This window comes from Pannonibacter sp. (genome assembly GCF_051860505.1).
Lineage (GTDB): Bacteria > Pseudomonadota > Alphaproteobacteria > Rhizobiales > Stappiaceae > Pannonibacter.
This window is the reverse complement of the sequence record NZ_JBHYDX010000011.1, coordinates 99,748-117,759: the sequence shown is the minus strand read 5'-3', so window position 1 is coordinate 117,759 and position 18,012 is coordinate 99,748. Positions and strand designations below refer to the sequence as shown.

Genomic DNA, 18,012 nt, shown 5'->3' with positions numbered 1-18,012 from the left:
CCCATGACCCCAGCCATGGCTGCAACCGATGCCCTGTTCTCACCCGACTTCAAGCCAGAGCCCTATTGGTGGCATTCTGGTCCCGGCAAGGACACCGGTCCCGACCTCGGCCTGACGTCGCTGCCGCCCGAGGCCGATGTGGTCATCATCGGCGCCGGCTACACCGGGCTCAACGCCGCGCTGCAGACCAGCCGGGAAGGGCTGTCGACGCTGGTGCTGGACGCGGAAGCCGCCGGCTGGGGTTGCAGCACGCGCAACGGCGGTCAGGTCTCGACCAGCGTCAAGCCGTCCTTTGCCGCGCTCTCCCGCAAGCATGGCCCGGACATCGCCCGTGCCATCCTGGAGGAGGGCCAGGCATCTCTCGATTACATGCATGCGCTGGTGCGGGAGGAGGCGCTCGACTGCGGCTTTGCCGAGGTCGGCCGCTTTCACGGCGCGCACAAGCCGCATCTCTATGACAGCCTCGCGCGTGACTGTGCCGCGGGCCATCCGGTCTGGAAAACCGGCGCCTATATGGTGCCGAAGGCCGAGATGGCGCGGGAGCTGGGCACCGACGCCTATCACGGCGGCATGGTCTTCCCCCGCCATTGCAGCATCGATGTCGGCCGTTACCATCCGGCCCTGCTTGCCCGTGTGCTGGCCGCCGGTGTCCTTGTCAAAAGCCATTGCCCGGCAACGCGGCTGGAGCGGCATGGCAGCGGCTTTGCCGTGACAACGCCCGCCGGCACCATCCGCGCCGGCAAGGTCATTCTTGCCACCAACGGCTATTCCGGGCCGCTGTCCCCGCATCACCAGCGCCGCATCATCCCGATCGGCTCCTACATCATCGCCACCGAGGAATTGCCGCAGCCCCTCGTCGACCGCCTGTTCCCGACCGACCGTATCCTCTCCGACACGCGCAAGCTCGTCTATTACTACCGCCTGTCGCCGGACCGCCGCCGCGTTCTCTTCGGCGGCCGCGTGTCCCTCAGCGAGACCGACCCGCGCATCAGCGCCGTCACCCTGCACCGGGACCTTGTCGCCCTCTTCCCGGAGCTTGCGCCCTACCGCATCAGCTACGCCTGGATGGGCTTTGTCGGCTACACGTTCAACACGCTCGCCCATTGCGGGGAAGACAAAGGCCTCTATCACGCTATGGGCTATTGCGGGGCCGGCGTCGGCATGGCCAGCTACCTCGGCATGCGCATGGGCCGCAAGGCCGCCGGCCGCGAAACCACCCCATCCGCCTTCGAGCGCCTCCCGTTCCCCACCCGCCCCCTCTACACCGGCACCCCCTGGTTCCTCACCCCGTCCGTGTTGCTCTACCGGTTGCGAGACTGGTTCGGGGTGTGAGGAGGGGCAAATGTGGGCATCGGAAGCATGACATCCGTGCAAAAACTGAGAGTGGCTGCGTGAGTTCTACAAAATAATCCCGCTGGAAACGGGGGGATTAGCGGGTCATGCGCGCATTCGGTCAACTATGCGATCAGGGAATTGGTCGTGCCAAGATCAATGCCAATATGCGCCAAGGTCAGCTCCAGCCCTCTGCTGTGTCCAGTCCGCCCGGTCCGGGCCATCGTGAGTTGCAGAAGACAGGCAAGACGTTGCCATTGCAAGGCATTCTCCCCTTGCCACAATTGCCGATCCCAACTTCCGACAGGCCTGTCGTTTGGCAGCAACAGCAGGGGGGGGGATTGCAGGGGAAAAGGGAAGGGGCACAAGGCAGAAATGATGTGGGTAATGGCCTGTCGCCGAAGGCGGACCGGACCTGGCTGACGACAACTGTTACCCACTCATTCGACACCGAGCTTTCGTAATGAATTTCAAAGCGTTGCGTTCAAGCCCGCCGGAAAATGGCCCCCAACGGTAACCCAGTTGGCAAAATCTGTGTAGCATAAGACTAGCCCAATTCTTGGCTGATCCGACAGCGATGCCGATGATCGTGGCTCGCTTTCGCACAAGAGCATTGCTAGCGTTCTCGCGTTTTATAAAATGCCCATCGTCAATACTGGCGGCACCGGCCGTATGAGGAGCTATTCTTGTTCATTTCAATTGTATTTCCAGTTGCTGATTTTCGGTCGCTTCATCCACAACTAGCAGGACGGTTGTGGAAGCCACGCTGGGGAGAGCATGATCCTCAAGCTCATTTCGCGCGCGGTTTTGGGAGCATCCAAACCCGAACGAAATCCGGTGTAGGGTTTGTCGGCGAGAACTACTACGCCGATTGCGAAAATCTAGTGAGATACCCAGCTCAAACTTTCGTGTCCCCCTTGGTGGATAAAAAGCGACCAATACTCTCCTATCCTATTTATCGTCGTTTTTATTTCGATGGTCAGATGTCAGGTCGCTTCGAATTTGGGTTTCGACTTAACGAAGCCTCGATTGATGAAATTGCGATGATGGCGAATGTAAAGAAAACCGAAGTTCATTACGACCCTATCGTGGTCGTAAAGGAGCTTTTGTCAAAGGCTGTAGACGTTCATGTTCCAGACACGAGACGCCTTCATCTTGACTTCAAAAAAATTTCAAATGCCCTGCGTGACTCATACCTGTTGAGCAGTACAAAGAATGATAGCTTGAACAAATACGACATTGAGTCAGTCGGTTCGAATTACGTTGATGTGGGTCGACCGTTTGTGTTTCTCCGAAGCGGCAAAGAGACACCCACCCTCACAGTCAGAGATAAGCGATCATTGTTGTCCGAAGATTTCGAGATGTTTGGAGCACGTAGCGGAGTACAAGGGCGCAGAATTGATACAGTAATCCTACAATCACCCTCTTCTACCAAACATGAAACTGACAAAGAACGCCTTGCTCGACTTACGTACACACAATTAAGGGCACTAAGTTCTGCTCATTCATTCTATGTGCAGCAGGTTGATCGGAAAAAACTGACAGGAGCAAGTCCACTTGAACCTGCGATCGCGTCAATGCTTGAGAGACTTCAAAATTTGGCACCCCTCGACGATGACACCTATGATGCCAGCATCTGTAAAGCAATGTCCGAGATAGTGAAGAATTCAGACATCGATCCGTCGCGTCTGGCAGAGGAAATTAAAAACCGCTTCAGGCCCCGCTGGTATCGGAAACTTGTACCTGGCTTTCTGCAGTTTCTTGACAAAAAGGCAGATGTAGCGATTGAGGCCGCTGCCAGCACTGCCACAAAGCATGCACTGACAGGCGGCCTCTAAATATATTGGGCAGCACCGAATGCTTAGCCCGTCTATGCCGTTGAGGGAAATTCCTCTTGATTACAAGTTAGGTCATTTCGCCCAAAATATCAAGTAGCGACAAGTAACAAGTCGCTTTGACAAATTGCCCCAAACCAGACCCTGACACGCGGACATTGCTATCTTACTTTCGGCGTCATGAAACGACGCGTGACACACAAGACCATTGATGCGCTGCCACCTGCCGTCAACAAGCGGTACGAGGAGCATGATCAATTGCTTCATAGTCTGTATCTGTGCGTCTCGGTTAAAGGCCGAAAAGTGCCCCATATTCCCAAACACATCGACCGTTAAACGAAGCAAATTAAGTGCGCGTACATTGTGCGCTTCCCCGAAAGCAACGTTATCAGTGGCGCGCCGGTACAAACCTTGCTCTCAAGAGCATGCCTTTTGCAGCCTGAAACGAAACTCAAAACCTAAAAGCGTTGCGGCTTAGCAATCGAGGGATCTAACTAATGAGAGGGATACTAGATGGTAGCGGAGGAGGGACTCGAACCCCCGACACGCGGATTATGATTCCGCTGCTCTAACCAACTGAGCTACTCCGCCATCCGGTCCGAAGTCCAGGCGTGTTGGCCGTGGTTAGCCAATGTGCCGGGGTCGGATGGACCAGCGTCTTGGGCGACGCCGGATGTGGCGTGCTTATAGAAAGGAGCGGGGCGGCCTGTCAAGCGGACTTGCGGCCTCCCGCATCAGAGTTTTTTGCCGGCTGTGGATGAACGTGCCGGGGAGCCAGACCCGGCCTGGCCGGTCGTCGAGCCGGGCGGTGGCTGCGCCGGGGGAGGGGGCTGCGCCCCGGCGTTCCGAGTGCTGGGGCGGGGCTTAGCCGCGAACCGGCGTGGCGGTGACAGCCACTGCATGGGTGCGCACTTCCGCACGGGAAAAGTCCGGGGCGGCACTCAGGCCGACCGGCCGGGCTCTCGAGATCCAGCCGCCGCCCAGCACGCGCGCGCCGGGGCTGTCGCTGTCGAAGAACACGCAGGCCTGGCCGGGGGCGACGCCGGTCTCGCCGTCGGTGAGGTCCACCCGCGCCTGGCCGTCTTCAATCGTCAGCCGCGCCGGGGTGGGCGGCCGGGTCGAGCGCACCTTGGCGAAGACGTCGCAGCTCATGTCGCCGGCGAGCGGTTCACGGCCCAGCCAGTTGACATCGCGCAGCTCCAGCGTCCGGGTGGCAAGCGCCTCGCGCGGGCCGACGAGCACGCGGCGGTTCGGCGCGTCGAGATGCACCACATAGAGCGGCTCGCCGGTGGCCACCCCGATGCCGCGGCGCTGGCCGATGGTGTAGTGGATGATGCCGTCGTGGCGGCCGAGCACACGCCCGTCCACATGCACAATCTCGCCGGGCTCGGCTGCCTCCGGCCGCAGCTTGCGGATCACGTCGGAATATTTGCCGTTCGGCACGAAGCAGATGTCCTGGCTGTCCTGCTTGTCGGCGACGGAGAGGCCGAATTCGTGCGCCAGCGCGCGCACCGCCGGCTTCGACATGCCGCCGAGCGGGAAGCGCAGGAAGTCGAGCTGCGCCTGCGTGGTGGCAAAGAGGAAATAGCTCTGGTCGCGGTCGAGATCGACCGGCCGGTACAGCGCCCGGTGCGCGCCTTCCTGCTCGGAACGCACATAATGGCCGGTGGCCAGCACGTCGGCGCCCAGCGTGCGCGCGGTCTCCAGCAGGTCGGAGAACTTGACGGTCTGGTTGCAGGCGACGCAAGGCACCGGCGTCTCGCCGTTCATGTAGCTGTCGGCGAAGCGGTCGATCACGGCTTCCTTGAAGCGGCGCTCGTAGTCCAGCACGTAATGGGGAATGCCGAGCCGTTCGGCGACGCGGCGGGCATCGTGGATGTCCTGGCCGGCGCAGCAGGAGCCGGCGCGGTGCACGGCGGCGCCGTGGTCATAAAGCTGCAGCGTGACGCCGATGACGTCATAGCCTTCGCGCTGCATCAGGCCGGCAACGACGGAGGAGTCCACGCCGCCGGACATGGCGACAACCACACGCGTGTCCTTGGGCGCGCGCGGCAGGTCGAGGGAATTCAGCATCTGAGGTCGATCCTTGCGCCTTGGCGGGGTCAAGGTCCGCCAGTCGGGGATGAAACGTCGCCCCGCAACGGGCGCGCGGCCAGGGTGGCTTGCCCTTGGCAAGGCACGTCAGGGCCGGCAGGTCCGATTGCGAGAAACAGCCCGCTTATACAGAAACTTGCGGCCAAAGCCAAATCAGCCCGGTGTGGGGCGGCAATCTCTGCCGGGTGCGGCTGCAACTTCTGCCGCCGGATATGGGTGTCTTGCGTGGCAGAAGCTGGCGGTTCAATGCCAATTTCTTGATTCAAAACAGTAATTTATCCAGAGGAAAACTGGCGCGGGCATTGCATTGGCACTCCTGTGTGAAATCCGCCTTGTCCGGCATGTTCGGGCCGTGGTGTGGCGGTGGCGGTGAAGTGAGGGTGCTCGTGCAGGCGTTTCAGCTCCGGTTCGATCAAATGGGTGCAGCGGGTGTCGGTTCTGCGGTCGCAGATCCTGCGTCCGGTGATGCGGCCAGCGGTGCCTTCGCCGGTCTTCTGGCGGCGCTGGACGTGGATCCTTCCGCTTCGTCTGGCGCATCGCCCGGCGCTGCCGTGCTGCCGTTGGCTTCCCAACCGCAGCAGGTGGCCGGTCTGCCGGGCGCTATGGTGCCTGTTGCCGGTGCTGTGCCGCTGCAGGAAGGTATGACGGTGGCGGATCTGTCCGGTTTCACAGGCATTCCGGCTGCGCTGCCGGCGCAGGCCAAGGCGCCCGGAGGGCCGGATGCGGCAGCAAAGGCACCAGATGCGCCTGAAGTGATTTCGCCAGGAAAGGCGGATCTTGAAGCTGCCAGTCTGGAAGCTGCCAGTCTGGAAGCTGCCAACCTGGAGGCGGTACTCGCCATGGCGGCGCTGATGCCGCCGGTGCAGGCGTCGGTCCCCGCCGGGCCCCTGGCCCTGGTGCCGGAAGCTCCGGCCGGTGCTGTCTCGGACGAGATTGCGCTCGGGGCAGGTGGCGCTGATGCGGCGGGGCGTGCAGGCCAGGGTCAGGTTGGCGCTGATGCCCTGCCGTCTGGCTCCACGCCAATGGCAGGGGCAAGCGCGCCGCAGGGGGCGCAGCTCCAGATGCTGGCGCAGGTCCCTGGCTTGGCGCAACCCACGGTCACGGCTGCAGCGCCGGCATTCCCCGTGGTTCAGCCTGCTGACAACGAAGAGGCGCCGGCATCTGCCCCGGTTCAATCCGCCGTCTCCGCAGAGGCGCCGGCAAGCGAGGCCGAAGCTGCTCCAGTCCTGACGGAAAAGCCGGTGCCGAAAGTGCCTGGCAGCTGGGAAACCCGCGTGCCGGAGCCGGGCAAGGGTGGCACAAGCCGTTTTCTCGCCGCTGCAGGGTCTGTTGATCCGGCAGGCCTGATCGGTGTGGCCGAGACAGTCGAGGCCAAGGTCGATCCGCGTGAGCCGGTTCGGCCTGTGACGCTCGCACAGGCACAGGCACAGGCGTCAGGCGCGGCTGACGTCAATCCGTTGTTCGCCCGGCTGGCCGAGGCCGTCGGCGGCGCCTTCACCTTGAAGGCGGAGATCACGCCGGCCCAGCCACAGGCAAGTGGTCTTGTCCAGCCGGTGAATGTCCAGGCTGTGCCGCCGGCCCAGCCGGTCATGGTGCCGGCCGGCGCTGCCCCGGGCCTGCTGCAGCTGGCCGTGGCCGGTTCTGATGTCGAGGCGGCCACTGTCGAAGCGGCCGGCCGACCGGAGTCCGGTTTCGATGCTGCAGATCCCGCGCCTGTTTTGGCTGCTGGTGCGGCGGCGCAAGTTGTAAATGGCGGGACGACCCGCGCGCCGAGCACCCGTCCGGCACTGGCAACGCAAGCGGGGGATCCGGATGCAGCGGATCTGGCCGAGATACAGGACCGCTCGCCTCTGGCCAACCGCCTTGCCGCCGCCGCCGAGGGACAGTTCACTGAGGCGTCGTCGCCGCGCGGCACGGCTGGTGCCGATGCGGCCATGGCCGGGTCAGCTGAAGCGGCCGCCCGCGCGACAGGCCAGGCAGCCGCCGGTCAGGCGCAGGTAGAAAATCCGGCGATGGCCATCGCCTTGGAGGCCGCCGCTGCCGTTGCCGAGTTCGGTGAAAGCTTCGGTGAGGCGGACGCACTGTTCGGTGCCCGGGGTGCTGCCCCAATGACACGGGCCGAGGCGCAGGCCGCCAACTTGCCGGGGCCGCAGATGGCCCAGGCAGCGGCGGCGCAGGTCGCAGTCCAGATGCAGCAGCAGGCCCGGCCGGGCCAGAGCCGGTTCCAGATCCGTCTCGACCCGGCAGAGCTTGGCCGCATTGATGTCGAAATGACGGTCACCAAGGATGGCGAGGTCAAGGCCAAGCTGACGGTCGACAAGTCGGAAACCCTTGACCTGTTCATGCGTGACCAGCGCAGCCTCGAGCGGGCCCTGGAAGCGGCGGGTCTTAAGGCGGAGCAGGGCAGCCTGCAGTTTTCGCTGCGCGATGAGGGCGGGCGGTCATTCGCGTTCAGTGGCGAGGGCCGCGATCCCAATGGCTCCCGGCAGCAGGGCGGCGACGGCCAGCCGGCTGAGGCCGATGCGACCCAGGCAGAGCGCCTTGCCAGCGAACGCGTGGCGCAGCTTTATCGGGGCAGTGCATCGGGCGGGCTCGATATTCGGATTTGAGGCGGGTTCCAGGTGCCCGCGCATCACGGAAGCCAGCATGAAACGCGCTTCTCTTTGGAGGAGCGCAACAAACAACAAACCGGGTCGCTGTGCGTTTCATGGAAACGGAAAGCTGCTCCAGGTTCGGAACGACTGAAGGAGTTTATGTGACATGACAACAGTCAGCGCCGCCGGGGCAGCCGGTACCGGTACAACGTCGGCAACGGACAAGAGCCGAGAGTCCCTGTTCGGCAGCTATGATCTGTTCCTGACCCTGCTGACGACGCAGATCAAGAACCAGAACCCGTTGGAACCCATGGATCCGGCGGAATACACCCAGCAGCTGGTTCAGTATTCGACCGTCGAGCAAGGGATTAAAACCAACGAACAGCTGGCCAGCCTTCTCAGCGTCATGCAGTCGGGGCAGGCCAGCAGCTATGTGTCTTACCTCGACTCTTATGTTTCGGCTGCGGGCGATACGACCATGCTCGATGATGGCAAGGCAACCTGGAACTACTCGGTCCCCAATGATGCCAAGGGCACTGTGGAAGTGCGCAACTCCGGCGGGGCGCTGGTCTATCGCGGCGACGTCAGCCTCAACAAGGGCAGCGGCTCCTACACCTGGGACGGCAAGATGACCGAGGGAGGTACCGCAGGCCCGGGAGCCTACACGGTCAAGTTCTCGGTTTTTGACTCTGGCAGCAGCCAGCAGACGGTCACGACCGAAGTGAAGGGAAAAGTCGACAAAGTTGATATTTCTGGCGGCACGGCTTACCTGAAAATCGGTGATGTCCGTATTCCGGTCGCATCGGTCAGGTCAGTGTCCTCGACAGCTCTTTAAGATCTTCAGTCATTTCATTTCGCTGTCTGGCGGCTGGCGCTCTCGCGCCGGTCGCCTTTTTGTTGAAGCCGTTACGTTAGTTGATATTTCATGGTTAGCGACGCGTTAATGTGTCGGAACAAAGGCAATGCAAATCGCGACGAAGACTTTAATAACAACTGAAGAATTTGCATTTTCGTGGTTAATCATCGGTGTATCGTTGCTTAGGTAAATTTTAAATCCCGGCGTGTAATCTCACCTCTAAACCTGGTCATGGTTTGTGTGAGAGTACAATGACCGAGCAAATTCGTTCGCGTGTAAAATATGTAATTGGGCCTGACGGCAGTCCGCTGACGATTGCGGATCTGCCACCTCCGAGCACCAAGAGATGGGTGATCCGGAGGAAGGCTGAGGTCGTCGCCGCAGTTCGTGGTGGCTTGTTGTCGCTGGAGGAAGCATGCCAGCGCTACACGCTGACGGTTGAGGAGTTTCTGTCCTGGCAGAGCTCAATCGAGCGCCACGGATTGGCTGGCCTGCGTGCTACGCGGGTTCAGCAATATCGAAATTAACAGCCCGGCGCCCCCCGCGCGCACGGACTGAACCTCCAACACCTAAGCCTGGCCCAACGGCCAGGCTTTTTTTATGGCGATCGCCGTGCGAGGCAGGAGCCTGGCGGAGCGGTCCTGCACCCGGATTCGGCGGCCCCTTTCGGCAAATATGAGTGATTGGTTAACGCTGCCCGGCATTTTCTACCGTTTTGCGAAGCCGCCCGGCAGTCAGAAATGGCGGAATACAGCCATTCTCATTCCCGGTGCCGATATTCGTTAATAACTTGTTTACCTTCTGGCGGGCAAATTTTGCCTATCGGACAATGGCGCGTCGGCAATGCAGGGATTCGATTCCCTTGGTGTCTGCGGCGGGGCAAACAAGTTGAGCGGGCAAACGTGAACGGATTGATCGAATTTATTCGGACCATGGGTCCAACGCGTATCGCGGCCATGGGCGCGGTGGCGGCAATTCTGGTCGGGATGTTCGCCTTCATCATCTTCCGGGTGACTGCACCGGAAATGGGGCAGCTCTACTCGAACCTGACGATCGAGGACTCCTCCCAGATCGTCAACAATCTGGAGCAACTGGCCATCCCCTACGAGTTGCGCCAGGAAGGCTCAACGATCCTTATTCCGAAGGACCAGATCGCGCGCACGCGAATGCGCCTTGCCGAGGAGGGCCTGCCGACAGGGGGCTCGGTCGGCTACGAGATCTTTGATCGCTCCGATACGCTCGGCGCCACGAGTTTTGTCCAGAACATCAATCACCTGCGTGCGCTTGAAGGCGAGCTGGCGCGAACGATCCGTTCGATCGACCGCATCGTCTCGGCGCGTGTGCATCTGGTGATCCCGGAGCGGCAGCTGTTCCAGCGTGACGTTCGTCCGCCTTCCGCCTCGATTGCGATCAAGGTCCGGGGCTCCCTCGGCGGCAGCGAGATCCGGGCCATCCAGCATCTTGTCGCCGCGGCCGTGGATGGGCTGACCCCGGAACGCGTGTCGATCGTCGATGATGCCGGCCGCCTGCTGGCCACCGTCGGTGATGACAACCCGGACAACATGTCCGCCGGCAAGATCCAGGAGCGCACCTTCGAGGTCGAGCAGCGCCTGCGCAACCAGATCGAGGAAATCCTCAACAGTGTCGTTGGCCCGGGCCGCGCCCGTGTCCGCGTGGCGGCTGACGTCGACTTCAACCGGATCACCGAAACCCAGGAGCGGTTTGATCCGGAGGGCCAGGTTGTCCGCTCGACCCAGAGCAAGGAAGAAAACACCACCCGCACCAACCAGCAGGGTGGCGTGACGGCCGGTAACCAGATCCCGAATGCCGATGCGGGCGGGGCCGGCGGCGATACCGAAGGGTCCAGCCTGACCGAGGAGATCGTCAACTTCGAAGTGTCCAAGGCGATCCGGACCGAAGTCATCGAGGCCGGCCGCGTCAAGCGCCTTTCGGTGGCGGTGCTGGTGGACGGGATCTATGAGCCCAATGCGGAGGGCGTGATGCAATATGCGCCGCGCCCGCAGGAAGTTCTTGATCGGATCTCTGTCCTGGTGCGTTCGGCGGTCGGGTTTGATGCGGCGCGCGGCGATGTGGTCGAGGTGGTGAACCTCCAGTTCGCCACCGCGCCGGAGCCGGACTTCGACACGGCGGAAGCCGGCATGTTCGACTTTACCCGCGACGACATCATGCGCTTCGCCGAGCTTGGCGTGCTGATGCTGATCTCGCTGCTGCTGCTGCTCTTCGTGGTTCGTCCGTTGCTCAAGCGGATCGTGACGCCGGAGGAGAAGACGGCCCAGGAACTGGTCATCGCTCCGGATGGAACGCTGGTGGCGCAGTCCGAGCTGCCGGCCGGTGAACTGGTCGAGGAAGATGATGGCATCGTGATCGAGTGGCTGGAAGAGGCCAAGCGCGAAGGCGCGCTGCAGGCCTCGTCCATCGCCAAGGTGGGCGCGATGATCGATGATTACCCGACCGAGGCCGTGACGATCGTGCGCGGCTGGCTGGATGAGGCGGCATAAGACATGGCAGCGGATTCCCTGCAGAACCAGCTGACCGTCTCCGATGACGGTATCGAGCGCGAGCTCAAGGGAGCGGAGCGCGCGGCGGTTCTGATGCTGGCGCTCGGCGAAGTGCACGGCAAGCAGATCTGGTCGCGGCTCGACGAGATCGAGGTGCGGCAGATTTCGGCTGCCATGGCGAAGCTTGGGCCTGTGACGCCCAACATGCTGCAGGACCTCTTTGCCGATTTCGTCCGCCGCCTGTCCTCGCGCGGATCGCTGATGGGCAATGTGGACGCCACAGAACGCCTGCTGGCTGCCTTCCTGCCGGGCGACAAGGTGGCGACGATCATGGAGGAAATCCGTGGTCCTGCCGGCCGCAACATGTGGGAGAAACTCTCCAACGTGCAGGAAAACGTTCTCGCCAACTACCTGAAGAACGAATATCCGCAGACCGTTGCCGTCGTGCTGTCGAAGATCGATCCGGATCATGCCGCCAAGGTGCTCGGCATCCTGCCGGAAGATCTGGCGCTCGAGGTGATCAATCGCATGCTGCGCATGGAGGCGGTGCAGAAGGAAGTGCTGGAGAAGGTTGAGCTGACCCTGCGCAAGGAGTTCATGTCGAACCTCACCAACACCAGCCGCCGCGACAGCCATGAAATGATGGCGGACATCTTCAACAACTTCGACCGCCAGACGGAAGCCCGCTTCCTCGCGGCGCTGGAGGAGGAGAACCGCGAGTCTGCCGAGCGCATCAAGAACCTGATGTTCACCTTCGACGATCTGATGAAGCTCGATGCGGCCGGCTGCCAGACGTTGCTGCGCAATGTCGAAAAGGATCGGCTGGCCATCGCGCTCAAGGGCTCCAACGATGCGGTGCGCGAGTTTTTCTTCTCCAACATGTCTGGCCGTGCGGCCAAGATGCTGCAGGACGACATGGAGGCGCTTGGCCCGGTTCGCCTGCGCGATGTCGATGAAGCGCAGACCGGCATGGTCAACACCGCAAAGGATCTCGCTGCACGCGGCGAGCTCATGATTTCGAAGTCAAAGAATGACGATGAGATCATCTATTGATCTCGGGCAACCTTAGGATCAGCGTATGTCACGCCTGAGCAAACCGTCGAAGTTCTTGTTCGACAAGAATTTCAACGTACCGGAGGTGCCCCAGGAAACGGCGCCGCCGGAGCCTGTCGAACCGATGATAACCGTGGCCGAGCACGAGCGTCTTCTCGTGGCCGCGCGCGAGGACGCGCGCCGGCAGGGCCATGCCGACGGCCTGATGGAGGGGCGTTCCGGCGAGGAGCGCCGCCTGGCCGACCAGGTGGGGGATTTGGTTCAGGTTGTCTCGCGCCTGCTGGGGGCACTCGACGAGGCGCGCGAGCAGACGGAAAAGGACGCGGTAACGCTTGCGTTTCTGGTTGCACGCCGCCTGAGCGCCCATCTGATTGCCCGCAATCCGCTGGGTGAAACCGTTGCGCTGGTCTCGGAGTGTCTCGGGCCGCTGCGCCAGGCGCCGCATCTGGTGATCCGGGTGGCGGAGCGGGATGTGGAGCCGCTGAAGGCGCGGCTTGACCCCGTGGTGCGGGAAAAGGGTTTTGACGGACGTCTCGTCCTTCTGGGCGAGCCGGAGATTGCACGGGGCGATTGCCGGATTGAATGGGCCGATGGCGGCATCATGCGTGACCGCAAGGCGGTCGAGGCGCAGGTCGACCTGTCCATTCGCAACTATTTCGAGGCCAAGGCCGCTGCACGGGCACGAACCCGGCAGGCAGCCGTCGCAGGGGCCAGGGAGACTGAAGCATGACCAGTGACAGTGACCGCGGCATTCAGCTCGATGAACTCACGCCGCAAGGCCGGCGCCGCGATGAGCGGGATGAAAACGCCGGGACCGCCCAGTCGGCGGCCGATCTTGAGGCGGTGTTCGATGTTCCGGTGCGGATTTCTGCCGTGCTGGGCCATTCGAGGCTGCATGTGTCTGACCTCCTGAAACTGGCCTCCGGGACAGTGCTGGAGTTGGACCGGAAGGTCGGCGAGGCCATCGACATCTATGTCAATGACCGCCTCGTGGCGCGTGGGGAAGTGGTGCTCGTCGAGGACAAGCTCGGTGTGACCATGACGGAAATGATCAAGGCCGAGCGCTAAGAGCTCGAGCAGGAGACGACGATGCGCTTGCTGATTGTTGGCACGCTGGGTGGTCAGCTGACCACGGCTTCCAGGATCGCGATGCAGCGCGGTGCCCAGGTGACCCATGCCGAGGACGCCGAGGGAGCGCTGAAGGTGCTGCGGTCCGGTCGCGGCGCGGATCTGCTGATGGTGGACGTGAAGCTCGACATCGCCGCGCTTCTCGCAAGCCTTGCGGATGAGCGCATCCACGTGCCGATCGTCGCCTGCGGTGTGGAGACCGACGCCCGCGCGGCTGTCGCCGCCATTCGCGCCGGAGCCAAGGAATACATCCCCCTGCCGCCCGATCCGGAGATGATCGCCGCGGTGCTTGCAGCTGTGGCGCAGGAGCGCGGCGATCTCATCTACCGCGACGAGGCCATGGCGGCGGTGGTGAAGCTGGCCGAGCAGGTTGCCCCGTCCGATGCCTCGATCCTGATCACCGGCGAATCTGGCACCGGCAAGGAAGTCATCGCGCGGCACGTCCACCGCTCGTCCTCGCGCTCGGGCAAGCCGTTCATTTCCATCAACTGCGCCGCGATCCCGGAACAACTGCTGGAATCCGAGCTGTTCGGCCATGAGAAGGGCGCCTTTACCGGGGCTGTCGCCCGCCGTGTCGGCAAGTTCGAGGAGGCCGATGGCGGCACGCTGCTCCTGGACGAAATCTCCGAGATGGACGTGCGGCTGCAGGCCAAGCTGCTGCGTGCAATTCAGGAGCGTGTGATCGACCGGGTTGGTGGCACGCGTCCTGTACCGGTCGACATCCGCATCATCGCCACGTCGAACCGGGATCTTGCCGACAGCGTCCGTCAGGGGACGTTCCGCGAGGATCTTCTGTTCCGGCTGAATGTGGTTAATCTCAAGCTGCCGCCGCTGCGCAATCGGCCGGCGGATGTCCTTGAGTTGGCCAGCTATTTCGCCCGCCACTATGCCCAGGCAAATGGCCTTCCGGACCGGCCGATCAGCGCCGATGCGCGTCGCGCCCTGACTGGAAATCCCTGGCCGGGCAATGTGCGCGAGCTGGAAAACACCATGCACCGGGCGATCTTGCTCGCCAACGGTCCCGAGATTGGCGTCGACGCCATCCGCATGCCGGACGGCAGTCCGCTCACCGTGACCCGCAGCCCGGTGGAACGGGCCGTGGAGACGGCAGAGGCGGTCTCGCGTTCTCTCGTTGGCCGCACGGTGGCCGATGTCGAGAAGGATCTCATTCTCGACACCCTCGATCATTGTCTTGGCAATCGCACCCATGCCGCCAAGATTCTCGGCATTTCGATCCGCACCCTGCGCAACAAGCTGAACCAGTACATGGACGAAGGCGTCCTGGTGCCGGGCCCCGGCGAGGCGCGCGGCGCGTGATCACTGAACCAGGGCAGGCCAGGGACACCCCATGACCGATACGTCCGCCAACGAGCCGACACCGCCGACACCGCCGCGTCCGCCGGCAGTGCCCAGCTTCGGCTTGCCGTCGGCGGCCGAGTTCTTGGATTCCATCCGCAAGGGCGATATCGGCCTTGCCGTCGGTGTCATGGTCATCCTCGTGATGCTCATCATGCCGATGCCGGCGATGCTGCTGGACTTCTTCCTGGCGATTTCGATCATCCTGTCGGTGATGATCCTGATGACCGGCCTGTTCATCCAGAAGCCGCTTGAATTCTCGTCCTTTCCGACGGTCCTGCTGATCTCGACGATGCTGCGCCTGGCGCTGAACCTGGCCTCGACCCGCCTCATCCTGGCCGGTGGACACGAAGGCACCGGGGCTGCCGGTCAGGTGATCCAGTCCTTTGGCCAGTTCGTCATGGGCGGGAACTTCGTCATCGGCATCATCGTCTTCGCCATCCTGGTGATCGTGAACTTCATCGTCATCACCAAGGGTTCCGGACGTATCGCTGAAGTCGCTGCGCGCTTCACCCTCGACGCCATGCCCGGCAAGCAGATGGCCATCGACGCTGACCTGTCCTCCGGCCTCATCGACGAGACGGAAGCCAAGCGCCGGCGCAAGGAACTGGAGGAGGAAAGCACCTTCTTCGGCGCCATGGACGGCGCGTCGAAATTCGTGCGCGGCGATGCCATCGCCGGTCTGCTCATCACCTTCATCAATGTCATCGGCGGCATCGTCATCGGGGTGGCCCAGATGGGTCTCACCTTCGGCGAAGCGGCGCAGAATTACACGATCCTCACCGTCGGTGATGGCCTTGTGTCGCAGATCCCGGCCCTGATCGTCTCCACCGCCGCCGGCATCCTTGTTTCCAAGGCTGGTGTCAGCGGCTCGGCCGACAAGGCACTGGTGGCGCAGTTCACCGGCTATCCCAAGGCGCTGGGCATGTCGTCCTTCGTCATGGTGGCCTTGGCGATGCTGCCCGGCATTCCGATGGTGCCGTTTCTGGGGCTTGCAGCGCTTGCCGGCTGGCTGGCGATCAAGGCAGGCAACGCGAAGAAGGTGACGGCCTTCCAGGCTGCGGCGGTCAAGGCGGTCGAGAGCGCGCCAAAGCCGGTCCCCGAGCCACCGATCACCGACGCCCTCAAGATGGACGAACTGCGCATCGAGCTTGGCTATGCGCTGTTGCCGCTCATCAATGGCCAGCAGACCGGCCAGCCGGATCAACTGACCGAACAGATCAAGGCGTTGCGCCGGCAGGTCGCGGCCGACATGGGCATCATCATGCCGCCGGTGCGCATTCTCGACAACATCCAGCTTGGCGCCAACGACTATACGATCAAGGTCAAGGAAGTGGATGCGGGCAAGGGCATGCTGTTCCCCAACCGCTTCATGGTCATGGATCCGGCTGGCGGCCAGGTGAAAATCCCGGGCACCAACACCACCGAGCCGACCTTCGGCCTGCCAGCCACCTGGGTTGAGGCGATCTATCGCGAAGATGCGTCCCTGCGCGGCTATACCGTTGTCGATCCTGCGACCGTCCTGTCGACCCATCTGACCGAGACCATCAAGGCCAATGTGGCCGAACTGCTCACCTACGCCGATGTGCAGAAGCTGCTGAAAGAGCTGAAAGGGGAACAGGCCAAGTTGGTAGAGGACCTCATTCCGTCGCAGATCACCGTATCGGGCATCCAGCGTGTGCTGCAGACTTTGCTGGGCGAGCGCATTTCCGTCCGCGATCTTGGCACCATTCTCGAGGGGGTCGCAGAGGCTGCCGGCTTTACCCGCAACACCAACACCATTGCCGAACATGTGCGCACGCGTCTGGCTCGCCAGATCTGTGCCGCGAACATGTCGCCGGGCGGCTATCTGCCGCTTGTCTCCCTCAGCCCGCGCTGGGAACAGTCCTTCATCGAGGCGATTGTCGGGGAAGGGGACGACCGCCAACTGGCGATGCAGCCGTCGAAACTGCAGGAATTCGTCACGCTCGTGCGCGATGCCTTCGAGAAGGCGGCACAGCAGGGCGAAGTGCCGGTGCTTCTGACCTCGCCGCAAACCCGACCCTTCGTCCGCTCGATTGTCGAACGCTTCCGCGCCCACACGACCGTGATGAGCCAGAACGAGGTGCATCCGCGCGTCAAGCTGAAGACGATCGGATCAATCTGAGGATTGGGTGAGTTGCGCGGCTCAGGCCGCCGTGTCAGACTAGGATATTCAGGCGGGACAGCGCCGAGGCGGTGCTGACATTGTTGCCCTGGAACGCATTATAGGTCTGTTGCTGGCCGACGGTGACCGTCGTCTGATAGATCGTGTTCTGGATTTCCTGCGACAGGGCCTTCGTCTTCTCGATCGACTTCCTGCGGACTGCCGCCCATGCGTCGTTGTAGTCTTTCAGCGACACGCGTTCTTTCTGCTGCCCGAACTTGTTGCCGGACCTGCCACCGTATCTTTTACCGAAATTGTTTCCGATCTTTGCCATGGCTTCATGCTGGGCGCATATGGTTAACAGGGGGTTAACGTCGGCAATCTGCGTCAAATGCCGGTTGTCGGTCGTTGGCAGTGGATGCTAAGCGGACATCACTCATCCCGCCCCCAGGACCTTCCATGACCCCCCTCAATCTGAATGGATACACCGATCTTCCAGCCGGCAAGATCGCCTTTGTCGTCACCTATCTCGAGATGTTCGCCCGGCCAGCCCCGCGGCTTTCGCGCGTGCCCGAGGGCGTCACGCTGACCCGTTGGGAACAGCCGGATCCGGATACCTACCTGCCGTTGTTCCGTGCCATCGGCGACGAATGGCTCTGGTTCTCCCGTCTTCTGATGCCGCGCGACCGGCTTGCCGCGATCCTGGCGCAAGAGACCCGCACCATCCACGTTGCCGTTTCGGATGGCCGCCCCGTCGGGCTGCTTGAACTGGATTATGCCGATCCGGCCAATGTGGAACTGGCCTTCTTCGGCCTGGTGCCGCAGGAAACCGGGCGCGGCCTGGGCCGTTGGCTGATGGAAGCCGGGCTGGACATGGCCTGGGCCCGGCCTGAAACGCGGCGCTTCTATGTTCACACCTGCACGGGTGACAGCCCTGCGGCGCTCGGCTTCTATTGTGCCAGCGGGTTCACGCCTTACCGGCGCGCGCTGGAAGTCATCGATGACCCGCGCCTTTCCGGCCTGTTGCCGGACAGCGTCGGCCCGCATCTGCCGATCATCCGGCCGGATCGGTGATCAACCGGGCAGGGCGCTGGCGGTAACGGTTAAAATGTCTTAAGAA

General features: G+C 62.4%; 15 protein-coding genes and 1 tRNA gene. 13 read left to right on the top strand and 3 right to left on the bottom strand.

All coding sequences use genetic code 11. The features are described from left to right. The first annotated feature begins 3 nt into the window (after nt 1-3). The 3 genes from ACTIFE_RS09930 (at nt 4) to ACTIFE_RS09920 (ending at nt 3,170) form a co-directional block, all read left to right on the top strand. Nucleotides 4-1,332, top strand: coding sequence for an NAD(P)/FAD-dependent oxidoreductase (locus ACTIFE_RS09930; RefSeq protein WP_439528991.1), 1,329 nt, complete (start codon nt 4-6; stop codon nt 1,330-1,332). Between the two features lie 107 nt (nt 1,333-1,439). Beyond that, nucleotides 1,440-1,796, top strand: coding sequence for a hypothetical protein (locus tag ACTIFE_RS09925; protein WP_439528990.1), 357 nt, complete (start codon nt 1,440-1,442; stop codon nt 1,794-1,796). A 222-nt stretch (nt 1,797-2,018) separates the two neighbouring features. Next, nucleotides 2,019-3,170 (top strand): hypothetical protein, encoded by a 1,152-nt coding sequence (locus ACTIFE_RS09920; protein ID WP_439528989.1) that lies wholly within the window; start codon nt 2,019-2,021, stop codon nt 3,168-3,170. Between the two features lie 511 nt (nt 3,171-3,681). On the opposite strand, the gene ACTIFE_RS09915 is transcribed toward ACTIFE_RS09920, so the two are convergent. Continuing rightward, nucleotides 3,682-3,758, bottom strand: a tRNA-Met gene (locus ACTIFE_RS09915). A 273-nt stretch (nt 3,759-4,031) separates the two neighbouring features. After that, the gene (gene mnmA, locus ACTIFE_RS09910) at nt 4,032-5,240 is read right to left on the bottom strand and encodes a tRNA 2-thiouridine(34) synthase MnmA (RefSeq protein ID WP_439528988.1); all 1,209 of its coding nucleotides are present in this window, start codon (nt 5,238-5,240) and stop codon (nt 4,032-4,034) included. Between the two features lie 437 nt (nt 5,241-5,677). On the opposite strand from mnmA, the gene ACTIFE_RS09905 reads away from it, so the two are divergent. From ACTIFE_RS09905 to flhA, 9 genes are all read left to right on the top strand, one after another. Beyond that, entirely contained in the window at nt 5,678-7,870 is a 2,193-nt protein-coding gene (locus tag ACTIFE_RS09905; RefSeq protein WP_439528987.1) for a flagellar hook-length control protein FliK, read from the top strand. Nucleotides 7,871-8,021: 151 nt separating this feature from the next. After that, entirely contained in the window at nt 8,022-8,690 is a 669-nt protein-coding gene (locus tag ACTIFE_RS09900) for a flagellar hook assembly protein FlgD (RefSeq protein ID WP_439528986.1), read from the top strand. Nucleotides 8,691-8,962: 272 nt separating this feature from the next. Then, entirely contained in the window at nt 8,963-9,238 is a 276-nt protein-coding gene (gene sciP / locus ACTIFE_RS09895; protein ID WP_106754310.1) for a CtrA inhibitor SciP, read from the top strand. Between the two features lie 375 nt (nt 9,239-9,613). Further along, complete coding sequence (gene fliF, locus ACTIFE_RS09890) at nt 9,614-11,230, top strand: flagellar basal-body MS-ring/collar protein FliF (protein ID WP_439528985.1); 1,617 nt, start codon at nt 9,614-9,616, stop codon at nt 11,228-11,230. 3 nt (nt 11,231-11,233) lie between these two features. Further along, nucleotides 11,234-12,283 (top strand): flagellar motor switch protein FliG, encoded by a 1,050-nt coding sequence (gene fliG, locus ACTIFE_RS09885; protein WP_439528984.1) that lies wholly within the window; start codon nt 11,234-11,236, stop codon nt 12,281-12,283. Between the two features lie 25 nt (nt 12,284-12,308). Continuing rightward, the gene (locus ACTIFE_RS09880; RefSeq protein ID WP_439528983.1) at nt 12,309-13,013 is read left to right on the top strand and encodes a FliH/SctL family protein; all 705 of its coding nucleotides are present in this window, start codon (nt 12,309-12,311) and stop codon (nt 13,011-13,013) included. Next, nucleotides 13,010-13,351 carry a flagellar motor switch protein FliN gene (gene fliN, locus ACTIFE_RS09875; protein ID WP_439528982.1) on the top strand — a complete coding sequence of 114 codons (342 nt, stop codon included), beginning with the start codon at nt 13,010-13,012 and terminating at the stop codon, nt 13,349-13,351. Before ACTIFE_RS09880 ends, fliN begins: the two co-directional genes overlap by 4 nt. 21 nt (nt 13,352-13,372) lie before the next feature. Next, a complete protein-coding gene (flbD, locus tag ACTIFE_RS09870) occupies nt 13,373-14,728 on the top strand; it encodes a sigma-54-dependent transcriptional regulator FlbD (protein WP_106754305.1) in 1,356 nt (451 codons plus the stop codon). Nucleotides 14,729-14,759: 31 nt separating this feature from the next. Then, nucleotides 14,760-16,913, top strand: coding sequence for a flagellar biosynthesis protein FlhA (flhA, locus tag ACTIFE_RS09865; RefSeq protein ID WP_439528981.1), 2,154 nt, complete (start codon nt 14,760-14,762; stop codon nt 16,911-16,913). Nucleotides 16,914-16,947: 34 nt separating this feature from the next. Here flhA and ACTIFE_RS09860 read toward each other — a convergent pair whose 3' ends face one another. After that, nucleotides 16,948-17,226, bottom strand: a complete 279-nt coding sequence (locus ACTIFE_RS09860) for a hypothetical protein (RefSeq protein ID WP_439528980.1) — start codon at nt 17,224-17,226, stop codon at nt 16,948-16,950. Between the two features lie 125 nt (nt 17,227-17,351). On the opposite strand from ACTIFE_RS09860, the gene ACTIFE_RS09855 reads away from it, so the two are divergent. Next, entirely contained in the window at nt 17,352-17,966 is a 615-nt protein-coding gene (locus ACTIFE_RS09855) for a GNAT family N-acetyltransferase (protein ID WP_439528979.1), read from the top strand. The last annotated feature ends 46 nt before the right edge of the window (nt 17,967-18,012 follow it).

Coding starts and splice junctions, on each gene's coding strand:
- ACTIFE_RS09930 (WP_439528991.1), top strand. CDS start 4: ATGACCCCAGCCATGGCTGCAACCGATGCCCTGTTCTCACCCGACTTC.
- ACTIFE_RS09925 (WP_439528990.1), top strand. CDS start 1,440: ATGCGCGCATTCGGTCAACTATGCGATCAGGGAATTGGTCGTGCCAAG.
- mnmA (WP_439528988.1), bottom strand. CDS start 5,240: ATGCTGAATTCCCTCGACCTGCCGCGCGCGCCCAAGGACACGCGTGTG.
- ACTIFE_RS09905 (WP_439528987.1), top strand. CDS start 5,678: ATGGGTGCAGCGGGTGTCGGTTCTGCGGTCGCAGATCCTGCGTCCGGT.
- ACTIFE_RS09900 (WP_439528986.1), top strand. CDS start 8,022: ATGACAACAGTCAGCGCCGCCGGGGCAGCCGGTACCGGTACAACGTCG.
- sciP (WP_106754310.1), top strand. CDS start 8,963: ATGACCGAGCAAATTCGTTCGCGTGTAAAATATGTAATTGGGCCTGAC.
- fliG (WP_439528984.1), top strand. CDS start 11,234: ATGGCAGCGGATTCCCTGCAGAACCAGCTGACCGTCTCCGATGACGGT.
- ACTIFE_RS09880 (WP_439528983.1), top strand. CDS start 12,309: ATGTCACGCCTGAGCAAACCGTCGAAGTTCTTGTTCGACAAGAATTTC.
- fliN (WP_439528982.1), top strand. CDS start 13,010: ATGACCAGTGACAGTGACCGCGGCATTCAGCTCGATGAACTCACGCCG.
- flbD (WP_106754305.1), top strand. CDS start 13,373: ATGCGCTTGCTGATTGTTGGCACGCTGGGTGGTCAGCTGACCACGGCT.
- flhA (WP_439528981.1), top strand. CDS start 14,760: ATGACCGATACGTCCGCCAACGAGCCGACACCGCCGACACCGCCGCGT.
- ACTIFE_RS09860 (WP_439528980.1), bottom strand. CDS start 17,226: ATGGCAAAGATCGGAAACAATTTCGGTAAAAGATACGGTGGCAGGTCC.
- ACTIFE_RS09855 (WP_439528979.1), top strand. CDS start 17,352: ATGACCCCCCTCAATCTGAATGGATACACCGATCTTCCAGCCGGCAAG.